Source organism: Paenacidovorax caeni, from assembly GCF_001298675.1.
Classification (GTDB): Bacteria; Pseudomonadota; Gammaproteobacteria; order Burkholderiales; family Burkholderiaceae_C; genus Paenacidovorax; species Paenacidovorax caeni.
Window position 1 is genome coordinate 1 of the sequence record NZ_CYIG01000008.1, and the last position, 15,639, is coordinate 15,639.

General features: G+C 68.1%; 17 protein-coding genes and 1 tRNA gene. 1 reads left to right on the forward strand and 17 read right to left on the reverse strand.

Going from position 1 to position 15,639, the window contains the following annotated elements:
• The 5 genes from BN2503_RS20865 to BN2503_RS05395 form a co-directional block, all read right to left on the reverse strand.
• The coding region (locus BN2503_RS20865) for a hypothetical protein (protein ID WP_233495013.1) at positions 1-398 on the reverse strand (398 nt) is incomplete at its 3' end.
• 1,082 nt (positions 399-1,480) lie between these two features.
• Positions 1,481-2,722 (reverse strand): tyrosine-type recombinase/integrase, encoded by a 1,242-nt coding sequence (locus tag BN2503_RS05380; RefSeq protein ID WP_054255629.1) that lies wholly within the window; start codon positions 2,720-2,722, stop codon positions 1,481-1,483.
• Positions 2,723-2,949: 227 nt separating this feature from the next.
• Positions 2,950-3,026: transfer RNA gene (locus BN2503_RS05385), tRNA-Pro, on the reverse strand.
• A gap of 78 nt (positions 3,027-3,104) precedes the next feature.
• Positions 3,105-3,353, reverse strand: a complete 249-nt coding sequence (infA, locus tag BN2503_RS05390; protein WP_054255630.1) for a translation initiation factor IF-1 — start codon at positions 3,351-3,353, stop codon at positions 3,105-3,107.
• Between the two features lie 237 nt (positions 3,354-3,590).
• The gene (locus tag BN2503_RS05395) at positions 3,591-4,745 is read right to left on the reverse strand and encodes an HPP family protein (RefSeq protein ID WP_054255631.1); all 1,155 of its coding nucleotides are present in this window, start codon (positions 4,743-4,745) and stop codon (positions 3,591-3,593) included.
• A 111-nt stretch (positions 4,746-4,856) separates the two neighbouring features.
• On the opposite strand from BN2503_RS05395, the gene asd reads away from it, so the two are divergent.
• Positions 4,857-5,720: an archaetidylserine decarboxylase gene (gene asd, locus BN2503_RS05400; protein WP_054255632.1), complete on the forward strand. Its 864-nt coding sequence runs from the start codon at positions 4,857-4,859 to the stop codon at positions 5,718-5,720.
• An 18-nt stretch (positions 5,721-5,738) separates the two neighbouring features.
• Here the strand turns inward: asd and BN2503_RS05405 are convergent, their stop codons facing one another.
• The 12 genes from BN2503_RS05405 to ssuE form a co-directional block, all read right to left on the reverse strand.
• Entirely contained in the window at positions 5,739-6,008 is a 270-nt protein-coding gene (locus BN2503_RS05405; protein ID WP_233495014.1) for a hypothetical protein, read from the reverse strand.
• A 59-nt stretch (positions 6,009-6,067) separates the two neighbouring features.
• Entirely contained in the window at positions 6,068-8,002 is a 1,935-nt protein-coding gene (locus BN2503_RS05410) for a family 2A encapsulin nanocompartment cargo protein cysteine desulfurase (RefSeq protein ID WP_082366502.1), read from the reverse strand.
• A gap of 71 nt (positions 8,003-8,073) precedes the next feature.
• Positions 8,074-9,009: a family 2A encapsulin nanocompartment shell protein gene (locus tag BN2503_RS05415; RefSeq protein ID WP_054255633.1), complete on the reverse strand. Its 936-nt coding sequence runs from the start codon at positions 9,007-9,009 to the stop codon at positions 8,074-8,076.
• Between the two features lie 53 nt (positions 9,010-9,062).
• On the reverse strand, positions 9,063-10,004 hold the full coding sequence (epsC, locus tag BN2503_RS05420) for a serine O-acetyltransferase EpsC (RefSeq protein WP_054255634.1): 942 nt from the start codon (positions 10,002-10,004) through the stop codon (positions 9,063-9,065).
• Between the two features lie 93 nt (positions 10,005-10,097).
• Entirely contained in the window at positions 10,098-10,562 is a 465-nt protein-coding gene (locus BN2503_RS05425; RefSeq protein ID WP_054255635.1) for a rhodanese-like domain-containing protein, read from the reverse strand.
• Between the two features lie 114 nt (positions 10,563-10,676).
• On the reverse strand, positions 10,677-11,645 hold the full coding sequence (locus BN2503_RS05430; RefSeq protein WP_054255636.1) for a CysB family HTH-type transcriptional regulator: 969 nt from the start codon (positions 11,643-11,645) through the stop codon (positions 10,677-10,679).
• A gap of 82 nt (positions 11,646-11,727) precedes the next feature.
• Positions 11,728-11,943 carry a TOBE domain-containing protein gene (locus BN2503_RS05435; RefSeq protein WP_054255637.1) on the reverse strand — a complete coding sequence of 72 codons (216 nt, stop codon included), beginning with the start codon at positions 11,941-11,943 and terminating at the stop codon, positions 11,728-11,730.
• A gap of 44 nt (positions 11,944-11,987) precedes the next feature.
• The gene (locus BN2503_RS05440) at positions 11,988-12,803 is read right to left on the reverse strand and encodes an ATP-binding cassette domain-containing protein (protein WP_054255638.1); all 816 of its coding nucleotides are present in this window, start codon (positions 12,801-12,803) and stop codon (positions 11,988-11,990) included.
• 55 nt (positions 12,804-12,858) lie between these two features.
• Positions 12,859-13,713, reverse strand: coding sequence for an aliphatic sulfonate ABC transporter permease SsuC (gene ssuC, locus BN2503_RS05445; RefSeq protein ID WP_139235389.1), 855 nt, complete (start codon positions 13,711-13,713; stop codon positions 12,859-12,861).
• Positions 13,710-13,850 (reverse strand): hypothetical protein, encoded by a 141-nt coding sequence (locus tag BN2503_RS20450; RefSeq protein WP_158447342.1) that lies wholly within the window; start codon positions 13,848-13,850, stop codon positions 13,710-13,712. Before BN2503_RS20450 ends, ssuC begins: the two co-directional genes overlap by 4 nt.
• Before the next feature lie 7 nt (positions 13,851-13,857).
• Positions 13,858-14,850 carry a sulfonate ABC transporter substrate-binding protein gene (locus BN2503_RS05450; protein WP_054255639.1) on the reverse strand — a complete coding sequence of 331 codons (993 nt, stop codon included), beginning with the start codon at positions 14,848-14,850 and terminating at the stop codon, positions 13,858-13,860.
• 113 nt (positions 14,851-14,963) lie between these two features.
• A complete protein-coding gene (ssuE, locus tag BN2503_RS05455; protein ID WP_054255640.1) occupies positions 14,964-15,563 on the reverse strand; it encodes an NADPH-dependent FMN reductase in 600 nt (199 codons plus the stop codon).
• Between the last annotated feature and the right edge of the window lie 76 nt (positions 15,564-15,639).

A 15,639-nucleotide genomic window follows, 5' to 3' on the forward strand; every position in this document is an offset into this window, starting at 1 on the left:
GGGAACCCCATCGCGCCCATTTCCGGCAATGTGCGCAGCCCGCCACCACGCCAGGGCAGCGCACCCGGCTGGATCAGGCGCACCAGCCCGGCCAGGTGCTGGCCACCAGCGCAGCGGCACGGCGGAAGCGAACCGCCCAAGCAGCCCAGCAACCCAAGGTTGCGCACCGCCCGCCACCAGCCAGGGCAGCGCACCCGGCTGGATCGAGCGCACAGCCCGGCCAAGTGCTGGCCACCAGCACAGCGGCACAGCGGCACTGCGGCACTGCGGCACTGCGGCACGCGCAGCAACGCACCGCCCAAGCAGCTCGGCAACCCAAGGTTGCGCACCGCCCCGCCACCAGCCGGGGCAGCGCACCTGGCTGGATCGAGCGCACCAGCGAAGCGGTACTGCGGCACGGCGGCACGCGCAGCAACGCACCGCCCAAGCAGCTCGGCAACCCAAGGTTGCGCACCGCCCCGCCACCAGCCGGGGCAGCGCACCTGGCTGGATCGAGCGCACCAGCGAAGCGGTACTGCGGCACGGCGGCAGCGAACCGCCCAAGCAGCCCAGCAACCCAAGGTTGCGCATCGCCTGGCTACCAGCCAGGGCAGCGCACCCGGCTGGATCGAGCGCACAGCCCGGCCAGGTGCTGGCCACCAGCGCAGCGGCACGCGCAGCAGCAAGGCCCAAGCAGCCCAGCAACCCAAGATTGCGCACCGCCCCGCCACCAGCCAGGGCAGCGCACCTGGCTGGATCGAGCGCACCAGCGAAGCGGTACTGCGGCACGGCGGCAGCGAACCGCCCAAGCAGCCCAGCAACCCAAGGTTGCGCATCGCCTGGCTACCAGCCAGGGCAGCGCACCGGGCTGGATCGAGCGCACAGCCCGGCAAGGTGCTGGCCACCAGCGCAGCGGCACTGCGGCACGCGCAGCAGCAGCAAGGCCCAAGCAGCACGGCAACCCCGGGTTGCGCACCGCCCCGCCACCAGCCGGGGCAGCGCACCGGGCTGGACCGGGCGCGCACAGCCCGGCCAAGTGCTGGCCACCAGCGCAGCGGCACTGCGGCACGCGCAGCAGCGCACCGCCCAAGCAGCTCGGCAACCCAAGGTTGCGCACCACCTGGCCACCAGCCAGGGCAGCGCACCCGGCTGGATCGAGCGCGCACAGCCCGGCCAAGTGCTGGCCACCAGCACACCAGGCAAGGGGGGAAAAGCACCAGCGAAACAGGAAGAAAAAGGGGGCGCTTAATAAGAAATGAATGAAAAATTTCACTATCTAATAAATTTCTTATTTGTCCCCGCTTTGTCCCCGCTTTGTCCCCGCTTTGTCCCCGGCACTTTTCCGGCTCAAACCCTTGTTACGCCTTGTTTTTTGAATTTGTCCCCGGTGTCCCCGGCATTTTTTGATTCTTTGGGCGAAGGGTTTGCACGCTGGCACAAAAAAACCGCCCGGCCTGGGGATGGCGGGGCGGCTGGCGTGGGGGGGGTGGCTGGTGGCGCTTCAGGCGGCTGGCCTGGGCGGCTCAATCTCTTTCCCGGCGCGGCGGGCGTCCAAGTAATCGGCCCATGCTTGCATCATGGTGCGGCGTTGCTCTAGGTGCTCGGTGCGGTTGTAGCTGCGCCCGTTGGCGTCTTTCACGGCGTGGGCAAGCTGGGCATCAATCAGGTTCGGCTCAAAGCCCATGCGCTCATCCAAAACGGTGCGGGCTGTGGCGCGGAATCCGTGGATTGTTTGCACCTCGCTGGAGTAGCCCAAGGTTTGCAGCGCAGCCCGTAGGGTGTTGTCGCTGATGGGGCGGTTTTTGCCCCGCATCCCTGGGAACACCAGCGCGCCCCCGCCCGTCAGTGGGTGCAGCTCACGCAAAAGGGCCACGGCTTGCCGGGGCAGCGGCACGCGGTGCGGCTCGCCGTGCTTTTTTTCATGCACCCGGCGCTTCATGCGGGTGGCTGGAATGATCCACAGGGCGGCATCTAAATCGACCTCCTCCCATGCCATGGCGCGCAGCTCGGTGGGGCGCTGCAGCAGCATGGGGGCAAGGTTCAAGGCGGTGCGCACCACGGGGTGGCCCATGTAACCGTGCATGGCGCGCAAAAGCTCGCCTAGCGCGGCGGGGTCAGTGATGGCTGCGAACGGTTTGGAGTGGTGGGGCGTGAGAGCGGTTTTCAGGTCTAGCGCTGGGTTGCGTTGCGCGGCACCAGTGGCCACGGCGTAGGACAGCACGCCACGCGCCGTCACCAGCACCCGGTGCGCCACGTCGATAGCGCCCCGGGCCTCTACGCGGCGCAGCGTTGCCAGCAGTTCGGGCGGCTCTATCTCGTTGACGTTGCGCGCCCCAAGCCATGGAATCAGGTCTTTTTCCAGGTTGCGCAGCTCCCTGATTTGGTGGTGGCTACTCCATCCGGGAGAGCGCATGGCGTACCACGCACGGGCAACCGAATCAAAGGTGGTTTCCTGGCTGCCAGCGGCTTGTAGCCTACCCGCCTGGCGCGCTTGCACGGGGTCGAACCCGCCATCTTTCACGCCCTTGGCTTCGTCCCTGGCTTTGCGGGCGGCAGCCAGCGACACATCGGGATAGCGCCCCAAGGCCATGCGGCCCTCTTTGCCCTGCTTGCGGTACTTCCAAAACCAGCGCTTGGAACCGTTGGGCGCTATCTCCAGATACAGGCCCCCAGAATCGGCCAAGCGTTCGCGCTTCTTGTCTGGTGGGCAGGTGGCTTTTTTGCAGGCTACGTCGGTCAGCATGGGCAGTTCCTCCAGGGTGGGGAACAGGCAAAACCGGCGTTTTCAGAGGGGATGGGGGAACAGCATCGCCCCGCTTGCGCATCCTGCGCTTTCGTTCCCCCGTTTGTTCCCCCGTTTTAGGGTGGCTTGCAGTGTACTTCCGCGCACTTTGGCGGAACTCAAAACAGGGGGCGCCCAATGAAAAACCGCCAGTGTCGGATGGTTACGAACACTGGCGGTCTATGTAATGGTCGGAGCGGCGGGATTCGAACTCGCGACCCTCTGCTCCCAAAGCAGATGCGCTACCAGGCTGCGCTACGCTCCGACAGCTAGGATTCTAACCTGCCACAGACTCTTTTTGTGGCTTGCAGCGCAAATTTGCGCGCTGCAACCTGCGAAATACTCAGCGAGAAGAAGGAGCGGGGCCACGGCCGGCCAAGTGACGGAAAGTGATGCGGCCCTTGGTAAGGTCGTAGGGCGACATTTCCAACGACACCTTGTCACCCGCCAAGATACGGATGTGGTGCTTGCGCATCTTGCCGCCGGTGTAGGCGATCAGTTGGTGGCCGTTATCCAGGGTCACGCGAAAACGCGAATCAGGCAGCACTTCAGTCACGCTGCCCTGCATTTCAATCAGTTCTTCTTTGGCCATTTCATCAATCTCTCAAGACAAATACCTTATGTGTACAGCACTGACGCTGCGGCATGTCCGCCACGGCGGGTGCCGTCCTGAACCAGGACTCGAAAGCACGGTGCGTGCATGCGGGCGGAGGGAGTCGCTGCACCCGGGGCGCAGATAGAACGATGGCCGGGGGAAGACGGCTTCAGTGGACAGGCAAGGCGCTGTGCGTAAAGCCCTTTGATTGTAGCGTGTTATGGTAGGGATTGCTTACTTGGCAGCCTGTACCGCCTTGGCCAGGGCACGCACCAAATCCGTCTGGGTGATGATCCCGACCAGACGCTGGCCCTCATCGACGATCGGAATGTGGTGATGCCCCCCTTGCGAGAACAGGGGAACAAGGTCCATCACGTGCTGTGCCGCACCAGCGACCTGCACGGCGCGCGTCATGATGCCCTGCACCTGGGTCGGTTGCTGGCCACGCCCCATTACCAGGGCACGCAGGCGCTGGCCCAGCCCCTCGTGTAGATCCAAGTTCACGAGCCGCATGAAATCAGCCACCGTGACGATGCCTACCACCTGCCGCTGGCCATCCACCACGGGCAGCGCCTTGATTTGCTCTCGGCGCAGCAATGCCCAGGCTTCCTTCAGAGAAACGCCCTGCTCCACCGCAAACGGCGGGCTGGACATGATGTCAGCGCAGCGCAACTCACCCAGGGTCCGCTGGAACGCGGCGCGACCCACTTGGTGCAAAAGCCCTTCCAAGTCGGCCCGGCTGATGTCGAGCACCTGGTTGTAGTGCGCCAGCGCGACGTCCACATCGGCCACGGTGAATCCACCGGCGGGCACGGCCTGCCGTGCCGGGCGCTGGGGATGCGGATAGCTGCGTCCGGTCAGGGTGTTGTAGACCACCGCCACCACCAACAGGGCCACCACATTAAACAGCACCGGGAAGACGGCCAAGTGCACGCCACCGCCATGGTTGAGCACGACAAACAGGGCCAGTGCCCCACCCGGCGGGTGCAGGCAGCGCAACTGCACCATAAGCGCCAGGGCCAGCCCCACTGCAAGCGCACCGCTACAGGCAACATCCGGCACCAGCAGCGCACACAACGCCCCCACCAGGGCCGACAGCGTGCTGCCCGCGAGCACGGGCCAGGGCTGCGCCAGCGGACTGGAGGGCAGGCCGAACACCAGTACCGCGCTGGCGCCAACCGAAGCAACCATCCACGGTGCCTCGATTCCCCATACATTCGCCCACCAACGGGCCAGCAGCGCTGACAGGAGCACGCCCAGGGCTGCACCGCAAGCCATGCGCAGGTGCTCGCGCCGGTCGATGCCCAACGGCGCAGGCCAGAAATTGCCCAGCCAGCGGCGCAGCGCGGCCGATCGCGGCGGTGGTTCGGAAGGGTCGGTCAACGGCATGGTGCTATGAGAGGGGCGGCATTTTGCCGCGCCAAGCATGCCCCCGTCCCGCACACGGTTGGCGAAGGGCCGCCGATAGAATGACGCGCCCAACACTCACCTCACGCCACTGTGTCCGACCGCCTCGCCGTTCTACCGCAATACCTCCTGCCCAAGCAGGCCCTCACCACCCTCATGGGCCGGCTGGCCGGCCTGCGCGGAGGGCGTTGGACCACCGCCGTGATCCGCCGCTTCATCGCGCGCTACGGCGTGGACATGAGCGAAGCCGCCAACTCCGACCCCGCGGCCTACGCCACCTTCAACGAATTCTTCACCCGTGCCCTGCGCCACGGCGCCCGCCCACTGGCCGCAGCCGACCTGATCTGCCCCGTAGATGGCGCGGTGAGCCAATTCGGCGCCATCGAGCGGGACCAGATCTTCCAGGCCAAGGGCCACCACTACAGCACCAGCGCCCTGCTCGGGGGCGATGCGGCCCTGGCGGCGCAGTTCCAAGACGGGCACTTCGCCACCATCTACCTCAGCCCACGCGACTACCACCGCATCCACATGCCCTGCACGGGGCGGCTTCTGCGCATGGTGCACGTACCGGGGGAGCTGTTCTCGGTGAACCCGACCACGGCCCGTGGTGTGCCCGGCCTGTTCGCGCGCAACGAGCGCGTGGTATGCGTATTCGACTCCGCACAGGGGCCGTTCGTGCTGGTGCTGGTAGGCGCCACCATCGTCGGCAGCATGGCCACCGTGTGGCATGGTGTGGTCAACCCGCCGCGCACAGGGGAGCTGCGCAGCTGGGACTACGCGGACCAGTCCATCGTTTTGGAGCAAGGCGACGAGATGGGCCGCTTTCTGCTCGGCTCCACAGTCGTGCTGCTGTTTCCCCAAGGACCGCTGCGCTTCAACGAAGCCTGGGCCCCCGCGCACGCCGTGCGTCTGGGCCAAAGCATGGCGATGCGCGCTGCGCCCATGCTGCAGGCGTAAGAACGTTCTGAGCGCTCTTCAGGTCATCAGGGGCTCGGGCCGCCGCGCGGTGCTGAACAGCGTGGGCTCCAGCTCCAGCTGATCGGGCCGCACGGCACCGTCGCGCCCCACAAGGTGCACGGCCAGCAACTGCTTGCGCACGACGATATGACTCACGACCTCGTCGCGCCCCGCCAGGCGCACCTTGGTGCCGGGGTGGAACAAAGGCATGCGAAAGCAGTGGCTTTGCGCGCCACTCTGCGCCGGCACGTCGGCCGGCGTTTCACTGCTCGAATGCATTTCAGTCATAGGCCGAATGCTAGCGCAAGCCACGCCCGGTTGCACGAGGGCGTGGCCTGCACAGGGTTTCACCCCCGGCGCTGGCCCGCCAGGCGCCGTACCACGGCCACGAGTTGGTCAATTTCCTCGAAGGTGTTGTAGAACGCCAGCGAGGGCCGCACCGCGGTTTCCACGCCAAAGCGGCGCAGGATGGGCTGAGCGCAGTGGTGGCCCGTGCGCACGGCAATGCCCTCCTCGTTCAGCGCCTGGCCTACTTCGTCGGTGGTGTAGCCGGCAAGCACGAACGAAAGCACGCTGGCTTTGCCGGGTACGGTACCGATCAGGCGCAGGCCAGGAATGGTGGCAAGCTGCTGCATGCCGTAATCGACCAGTGCGTGCTCGTACTGGCTGATGGCATGGATGCCGATGCGCTCCACGTACTCCAGCGCCGCACCCAGCCCCACGGCGTCGGCAATGTTGCCGGTGCCCGCCTCGAAGGTGTTGGGCAGGCCCTGGTAGCGGGTTTTCTCGAAAGTCACGTCGGCAATCATGTTGCCGCCGCCTTGCCACGGCGGCATGGCTTCGAGCACCTCGCGGCGGCCCCAGAGCACGCCGATGCCCGTGGGGGCAAAAATCTTGTGGCCCGAAAAAACGAAGAAGTCCGCGCCGATGTCCTGCACATCCACGGGCGTGTGGGCGATGGACTGGGCGCCGTCCACCAGCGTCGTGATGCCGCGCGTCCTCGCCCTTGCCACCACCTCCTTGACCGGCACCACGGTGCCGAGCACGTTGGAGACGTGGCCGATGGCGACGATCTTCGTGCGCTCGTTCAACAGTTTGTCGTATTCGTCGAGGCGAATCTGCCCCTGGTCGTCGACCGGAATCACGCGCAGCGTCGCCCCCTTGGCCTGTGCGAGCTGCTGCCAGGGCACGATGTTGGCGTGGTGCTCCAGATGGCTGACGATGATTTCGTCGCCCTCACCCACGTTCTGGCCGCCCCAGCTTTTAGCGACGAGGTTGATGGCCTCGGTGGTGCCGCGCACAAAAATCACCTCCTGCGCCTCGGGCGCGTGGATGAAGCGGCGCACCACTTCGCGTGCGTGTTCGTAGGCATCGGTGGCGCGCGCCGCCAGCGCATGGGCAGCGCGGTGGATGTTGGAGTTCTCGTGCGCGTAGAAATGCGCGATGCGCTCGATCACCTGCCTGGGCTTGTGCGTGGTGGCAGCGTTGTCCAGCCACACCAGGCGCTTGCCGCTGATGCGCTCGGAGAGGATGGGAAAGTCGCGCCGCACGGCGTGCACGTCGAAGGCCGGGTGGCGGTCCTGCTGGGCCGCCAGCGCGCCCTGCGGGTGCGGGTGCGGCTTGGCCGGGGTGACGTAGCCGCTGGGCAGGCGTACTGCATCGACGAAGTAAAACTGCGGCGCGGCGCCACCCACACCGGGCTGTGGCACGGCAAGCGTGGCAGGAATGGCAAGTGCCGCACCACGCGGCACCTCGGCGAACACCGGCGCACCCACGCCAGCGGTCAGGACGTCCACGGCCTGCTGGCTCAGGGCGTCCAGGCTGTCGCCAGGCACGGCAGGGAGCGAAGGCGCGGAGGGAGCGGGCGCATGGTGCGGTGCCACGCCATCGGTCAAGCTGGCCAGGCGCGGCTCGTAGCCGGGCAGCGCGCCGAAGGCGTTGTCGGGCACGCCGTTGCCCGCCTGCGCATGCGGCAGCGCCACTGCGGCGCGGTTGAGCAGCGCCAGCGGCGTACCGGGGCTGGACGGCAGCAGGTTGCTGCCCGGTACCTGGCCCAGCGGGATGGGCGTGCCCGGTACGTTGGGCGAAACGCCCGAGGGCGCGGCCAGCGGCGAGCCGCCCGGCGCCCAGTTGGCGGGCGGCTGCGCGCCGGGCACCGGCACGGCGGGTGCGCCGCCGGGCAGGCTGCGCAGCAGGCTGGTGGCCCACTGCGCCAGCGTGGCCGGGTCGATGGGCGCGGCGCTCTGCGGCACAGGGATTGCGGGGGTGGTACTCAAGAGCATCTCCTTGACCGCTGGTCAGCTTCCAAAAGAATAGCTGCCAGCGCTTGCTACATAAGCGTTTGAATCGATTTTTACTTGTAAGTATCGAGCGCCGCGTAGTCGTGGTAACGGTCGATGCGCACATCGTCGAGCACGGCCAGCGCGTCCGGCGTGAGCACGGCCAGCGAGCAGTACAGCGAGATCAGGTACGAGCTGATGGCCTGGTCGTTGATGCCCATGAAGCGCACCGACAGCCCCGGGCTTTGCTCGCCCGGCAGCCCCGGCTGGAACAGGCCCACCACGCCCTGGCGCCGGTCACCCACGCGCAGCAGCAGGATGCTGCTCTTGCCATCGGCCACCGGAATCTTGTCCGAAGGCACCAGCGGCACGCCGCGCCAGGTGATGAACTGCGAGCCGAACAGGCTCACCGTGGGCGGCGGCGTGCCGCGGCGCGTGGCCTCGCGGCCGAAGGCGGCAATGGTCAGCGGGTGCGCCAGGAAGAAGGCCGGCTCCTTCCACACCTTGGTGAGCAGTTCGTCCAGGTCGTCGGGCGTGGGCGCGCCACCGTCGTTCAAGGGGAAGATGCGCTGCTCGTCCGCCACCTGCGCCAGCAGGCCGTAGGAGGCGTTGTTGATGAGCTCGCTCTCCTGGTTCTCCTTGATGGTCTCGATGGTCAAGCGCAGCTGCTCCTTGATCTGGTCGTGCGGGCTGCTGTAGAGGTCGGAGATGCGCGTGTGCACGTCCAGCACCGTGGAAACGGCGTTCAGGAAGTACTCGCGCGGCGCTTCGTCGTAATCGACGAAGGTACGCGGCAACTGGTTCTCGAACTGCTTGCTGGTGCAGGTCACCTTGATGTCCTGCGGGTTCTTCACCTGGTTGACGCGGTAGATGCCCGCCTCCACCGGCACCCACTGCAGCAGGTGCGTGAGCCAGCGCGGCGTGATAGTGGCGAGCTGGGGCGCGGTCTTGGTGGCGTTGGCCAACTGGCGGGCGGCATTGTCGCCCAGGGTGTGGTGGATCGTGGTCATGGACTGTCGTACTACGGAGGGTGGAAGAAAACGGGAAACGGTGAGGGAAAAACTCAGGCCGCCACGGGCAGCGGGCCGGCGTCGGGCGGCGTGGCGATGGCCTGGCGCACGCTGGCCTGAGTGACGTGGGCCAGCGGCGGCACGTCCTCCGTCACCCAGACGTTGCCGCCGATGACGGCGCCCCGGCCGATGGTCACGCGCCCGAGGATGGTGGCGCCGGCGTAGATCACCACGTCGTCCTGCACGATGGGGTGGCGCGGCCAGCCCTTTTGCAGGTGGCCCTGGGCGTCGCGCGGAAAGCGCTTGGCGCCCAGCGTCACGGCCTGGTAAATGCGCACGTTGCGGCCGATCACCGCCGTCTCGCCCACCACCACGCCGGTGCCGTGGTCGATGAAGCAGCCCGCGCCGATGCGCGCGCCGGGGTGGATGTCGATGCCCGTCTGCCCGTGCGCGAGTTCAGCCACCATGCGTGCCAGCAGCGGCAGCTCCAGCAGGTACAGCACATGCGCAATGCGGTGGTGAATCAGCGCCAGCACGCCGGGGTAGGAGAGCACCACCTCGTCCACGCTGTGCGCGGCCGGGTCGCCGTGGAAGGCGGCCAGCACATCCGCGTCCAGCCACTGGCGCAGCCGGGGCAGCGACTGGGCGAACTCGCGCACCACCTGGGTGGCGCGCCGCGCCAGCGCCTCGCCTTCGAGCGCCTCGCCGTCGTGGCGCGCACGGTAGCCCAGCTCAATGGCGGCCTGCGTGCGCAGCGCCTGCAGCGCGCTGTCGAGCGTGTGGGCAATGTAGAAATCCTCGCCCGCCTGGCGCAGCTCGGGCGGCCCCAGGCGCAGCGGGTAGAGCACGCCCTTGAGCGCATCGACGGCGCGCGCCACGGCGTCGCGCGAGGGGAATTCGCGCTGCGCCGTATCGGTGCGGCCCTGCTGGCCGCGCCACTGGGCGCGCACGTGGCGCAGCTCGGCCACGATTTCGGGAATGGGAAAGTCGCTCATGGTGGTGTGCCTTTTTTTGAACGAAACAAGCCCCCAGCGCTTGCGGGGCAAGCGCTTCCAGCTATCAATTCAGGAGTTAACGGAGGGGCGCCGTCAGTCTTGCAGCCAGGGCAGGCCGTGGAAGCGCCAGCCGTCGGCATGGCCGCGCTGCTGGGCGGCGTCAAGCTCGCCCTCGAAGCCCTCGCTCACGTTGAACACGCAGGCCAGTCCGGCCTTGGCGGCCTCCTGCGCGGCCAGGGCCGAGCGCTTGCCGCTGCGGCACAGCAGCAGCGCGATGGCGGGCTGCGGCTGCTTGGCCAGCAGCGCCGCCAGCTCGCGCACAAAACGCGGGTTGCGCGCCAGCGCCGTGCCCGTGGCCCAGGGCACGTGCGCGCTGCCGGGCACGTGGCCAACAAACTTGCGTTCCTCGGCCGTGCGCACGTCCACCAGCAGCGCCAGCCCTTGGCTGACGAGCTGCCAGGCCTGGCGCGGCGTCACCGAGCCGGCGTAGGGCAGGCCCTCGGCGGCAGCGCGGGTTGCGGCTTCTTGCAAGGCGGGAAGATTGGAGATGTCCGTCATGGTAGGTTCACTGCGTCGGTAGCGATGTGCCACATGGTGCCCCGGCGGCAGCGTCTAGAGAACGAATGGAAAACGCCTTGCTTATGCGCAAAACGCGCAAGCAATGCCTGGCGCTCAAGGGGCTACAGCGCCCCCTTCCCCCTCCCCTTTGGAATCGCCCTGTGCCAGCGCGCGCAGCACCTCTTCGCGCGTGAGCGTGGGCACGAAGGTCTCGATGAAGCGAAAGGCGTAGCCGCGCAGCCAGCCGCCGCGGCGCAGGCCCAGGCGCGTGAGGTTGACCTCGAACAGATGGCGCGCGTCGATGGCGCGCAGGTGGCGGTCACGCTCGGCATCGAAGGCGATCGAGGCCACGATGCCCACGCCCATGCCCAGCTCCACATAGGTTTTGATGACGTCGGCGTCCATGGCGGTGAGCACCACGTCGGGCGCCAGCGCCGCCTGGGCGAACGACTCGTCGATGTGCGAGCGCCCGGTGTAGCCCGCCTCGTAGGTGATGATGGGGTAGCTGGCCAGCGCCTGCAGCGTCACGGCCTGCGGCTCCAGCGCCAGCAGCGGGTGGCCCGGCGGCACGATGATGCTGTGCGACCAGCGGTAGCACGGCAGCGTGACCAGCTGCTCGTACCCCGCCAGCGCCTCGGTGGCCACGCCGATGTCGGCCTCGCCCGAGAGCAGCATCTCAGCCACCTGGCGCGGCGAGCCCTGGCGCAGGTGCAGCGACACGCGCGGGAAATGCTGGCGGAAGTCGCGCACCACCGCGGGCAGCGCGTAGCGCGCCTGCGAGTGCGTGGCGGCCACCACCAGGCCGCCACGGTCGGCGGCGACGAAGTCGTCGCCCGCGCGGCGCAGGTTCTCCGACTCCAGCAGCAGGCGCTCGACGATGGGCAGCAGCGACGCGCCGGGCGGCGTCAGCCCCGTGAGGCGCTTGCCCGCGCGCACGAAGATGTCCACGCCCAGCTCCTCCTCCAGCTCGCGGATCTGGCGGCTCACGCCGGGCTGCGAGGTGTAGAGCCGCGCGGCCACCTCGGTCAGGTTGTAGCCGCAGCGCACGGCCTCGCGCACCGAGCGCAATTGCTGGAAGTTCATGGTTTTTTGCTATCTTTCAGTGAGCTGCCAGCGCTTGTCCCGCAAGGGCTGGCGCCCTTTTTTCTTCAAATCCGGCGCCGCGTCACAGCTTGGCGATGGAGACTTCGGTGGACTTGACCAGCGCCACCACGTCGGAGCCCACCACCAGCTTCAGTTCGTCCACCGAGCGCGTGGTGATGACCGAGGTGACGATGCCCCAGGGCGTCTCCACATCGACCTCGGAAACGACGTCGCCGCGGATGATTTCGCGCACCTTGCCCTTGAACTGGTTGCGCACGTTGATGGCTTGAATGGACATGGGTTTTCTCCTGGGTTGCAAAGTAAGTGGTTCAGAAAAGGAATTCAGATGGCCCAGCGCAGGCCGTGGGCAGGCACGCCGGGCCAGCTGCCGGGGTCCGCCGCCGGCTCGGCGCCGGGCTTTTGCAGCACGCGGTCGAGGATGCGTTTTTCCAGCGCCGCGAAGGCCGCGTCGCCGTGCACGCGCGGGCGCGGCAGGTCGATGCGCTGGTCCAGCGCGATCTGCCCGTCCTCGATGAGGACCACACGGTCGGCCAGGGCCACGGCTTCCTGCACGTCGTGCGTGACCAGCAGCGCGGTGAAGCCGCTGGCGCGCCACAGCCCCTCGATGAGGCGGTGCATCTCGATGCGCGTGAGCGCGTCCAGCGCACCCAGCGGCTCATCCAATAGCAGCAGGCGCGGCCCATGCACCAGGGCCCGCGCCAGGGCCACGCGCTGGCGCTGGCCGCCCGACAGGCGTGCCGGCCACTCGGCCAGCCGGTCGCCCAGGCCCACGCGGGCCAGCACCTCGGCCGCTGCGCCGCGCTGGCCGGGCGGCAGGCCCAGAGCCACGTTGTCGGCCACGCGCTTCCAGGGCAGCAGGCGCGCGTCCTGGAACATGATGCGCGTGCCCGCGCCCAGGCCCCACACGTCCTGCCCGTCGATGCGGATGCTGCCGCCCGTGGCGGACTCCAGCCCCGCCACCAGCCGCAGCAGCGTGCTCTTGCCGCAGCCGCTGCGGCCCACGATGGCGACGAATTCGCCGGGCTCGATGTCCAGGCTGGCATGGCGCAGCACGTGGCGCGCGCCGTAGTGCTTGTCCACGCCGCGCACCTGCAGGCGTACACCGCCGGACGATGGGGAAGATGAAATAGAGGTCAAAACAGGCTCCAGCCCTTATGCAGCAAGCGCAAGCAGCTACGTTATTGAGAGTGAATCAGGCCTGGTAGCCCGGATGCCAGCGCAGCCACCAGCGCTCCAGCACCTTGGCGAACACGTCGGCCAGCTTGCCCAGCAGCGCGTACAGCAGGATGCCCACCAGCACGATGTCGGTCTGCAGGAACTCGCGGGCGTTCATGGTCAGGTAGCCGATGCCGGACTGCGCCGAGATGGTCTCGGCCACGATCAGGATCACCCACATCAGGCCAAGCGAGAAGCGCAGCCCCACCAGGATGGAGGAGAGCGCGCCGGGCAGGATGATGTCGCGGTACAGCTGCCAGCGCGTGAGGCCGTAGGTGCGCCCCATCTCGACCAGGCCGGGATCGACGTTGCGGATGCCGTGGTAGGTGTTGAGGTAGATGGGGAAGAACACCGACACGGCGATGAGGAACAGCTTGGCCGATTCGTCGATGCCGAACCACAGGATGACCAGCGGGATCAGCGCCAGCGCCGGGATGTTGCGCACCATCTGGATGGTGGAGTCGAGCAGCGTCTCGGCCCAGCGCAGCGAGCCCGTGAGCAGCCCCAGCAGCAGGCCGAGCCCGCCGCCGATGGCCAGGCCGCTGAGCGCGCGCGCGGCGCTCACCTTCACGTGCGTCCACAGCTCGCCGGATTCGGCCAGCGTCCACGCGGCCTGCAGCACGTCGAGCGGCGCGGGCAGCACGCGGGTGGAGAGCCAGCCACGCGCCGACGCTGCCTGCCACACGGCCACCAGCAGCAGCGGCACCAGCCACGGCAGCAGGCGCTGGCCGGCCTGCGCAGCCAGGCGCCGCACGGCGGCGGGTGCGCCGGGGCGCTCAGGGGCCACGGCCAGGGTGGCGCAGGCCTGGAGTTTGCGCACGGCTTCGGTCATGGCGCGCTCCGGGCGGGTGCGGGGTGCTGCGGCGGCAGGCCCCAGGCGCGCTCGGTCACGCGCAGTACGCGGCGCAGGCGCCGCACCAGGGGCTGGCGCTGGGGGACGAAGGCAGGGCGGGCAGGCGTGGCGGGCATGGCGTCCTCACAGATCCACCGGGGCGGCGTGCAGCAGGTTGAGCTTCTTGGGGATGAGCTTGAGCGCATGGAAGGTGTCGGCGATCTCCTGCTGCTCGGCCAGGATGTCGCGCGTGACCGGCGCGGTGCCGAAGCGCACGCGCTCCACGTACAGGGTGGTGATTTCCTTGTCCAGCCCCAGCACGCCGGCCAGTTCGGCAGCAGCCGCCGCCTTGTTGTGCGACACCCAGGTGTCGATGCGGTTGATCTCCTCGATGGCGATGCGCAGCACGTCGGGGTTGCGCGTGGCGTAGTCGCGCGAGCTGAAGTAGTAGTAGCGGTTGTTGGCCACGCCATTGGCGTCGGCAAGCACCCGCGCCTGCAGGGCTTTTTGCGCCGCCGCGAGGAACGGGTCCCAGATCAGCCAGGCATCGACCGCGCCCTTTTCAAAGGCCGCGCGCGCATCGGCCGGCGCCAGAAAGATGGACTGCACGTCGCCGTAGCTCAGGCCGTGCTTTTGCAGCAGCTTGACCAGCAGGTACTGCACGTTCGAGCCCTTGTTGTAGGCCACGCGCTTGCCCTTGAGGTCGGCCACGCTGCGGATGGGCGAATCCTTGGGCACCAGCAGCGCCTCCAGTTCGGGGCGCGGCACCGAGGCACCGGCGTACACCAGCGGCGCGCCGGCGGCCTGGGCGAAGATCGGCGGCGCCTCGCCCACGTCGCCGAAGTCGATGGAGCCGACATTCAGCGCCTCCAGCTGCACCGGCCCGGCGTTGAATTCGGTCCACGTGACCTTCACGCCCAGCGGCGCCAGGCGCTTTTCCAGCGTGCCGCGCGCCTTGAGCAGCGACAGCCAGCCCTTTTGGTGGCCTACGCGCAGCACGCGGGCCGGGGCTTGTGCCCAGGCACTGCCCACGCTCCAGGCGCCAGCCAGGCCGAGTGCGCAAGCCAGCACGCGGCGGCGCGGCAAGCGGGAGGCGGCGGCTGCAGGGTACGCAGCGGTGTTCGTCGGTTTATTCATGTCAGTGTGTCCTTGGGCGGGTGCGCCGGGGCGGGGTGCAGGCAAGGCTGCGCCCTCGCCGCCCTGGCGGCGTTTCGGTCGATGGAGGAGAGGTCAGGAAATCCCGGACGGGCTCACACGCTGCAGCGCACCTTCGTGAAAGGCACCGGCGCAAAGCGCCCCGTGGCTGCGGCCGACGTGGCCGGAACGTGCAGCACTTCGCTGACCAGCTGGTGCACGGCCTCGTCGATGCGCTGGCCGATCTCGGGCGCCACGGCATAGGCGCCCTCGGGGGGCAGGGCCACTTGCCCATCGGTGGCATAGATGCCAGGCAGGATGTGCTTGGCCCCGAGCGACTGCAGCACCGGCCGCAGCGCGTAGTCCAGCGCCAGCATGTGGTGCGGGCTGCCGCCCGTGGCCAGGGGCAGCACGGTCTTGCCCTGCAGCGCCGACTGCGGCAGCAGGTCAAGGAACACCTTGAGCACCCCGCTGTAGGCCGCCTTGTAGACCGGCGTGGCGACCACGAGCAGGTTGGCATCTTCCACCTGCTTGACCGCCTGCACGATGCTGTGGTGGCCCGTGTCGGCCAGCAGCAGCGCCTGCGGGTTCAGGTTGCGGATGTGCAAGTGCTCCGCGCGCACGCCGCGCACCGCCAGGCGCAGCGCCACGGCGTCGAGCAGCGCGGCCGAGCGTGAGCGCTCCGAGGGGCTTCCGGCCAGCAGCAAGGTGGACATGGTGGATTCCTATGTGCTCATGTTTCGATAGCTTCGCGCGCTTGCCCTGCAAGCGCGCAAGCCGCTTTTTGCTGCA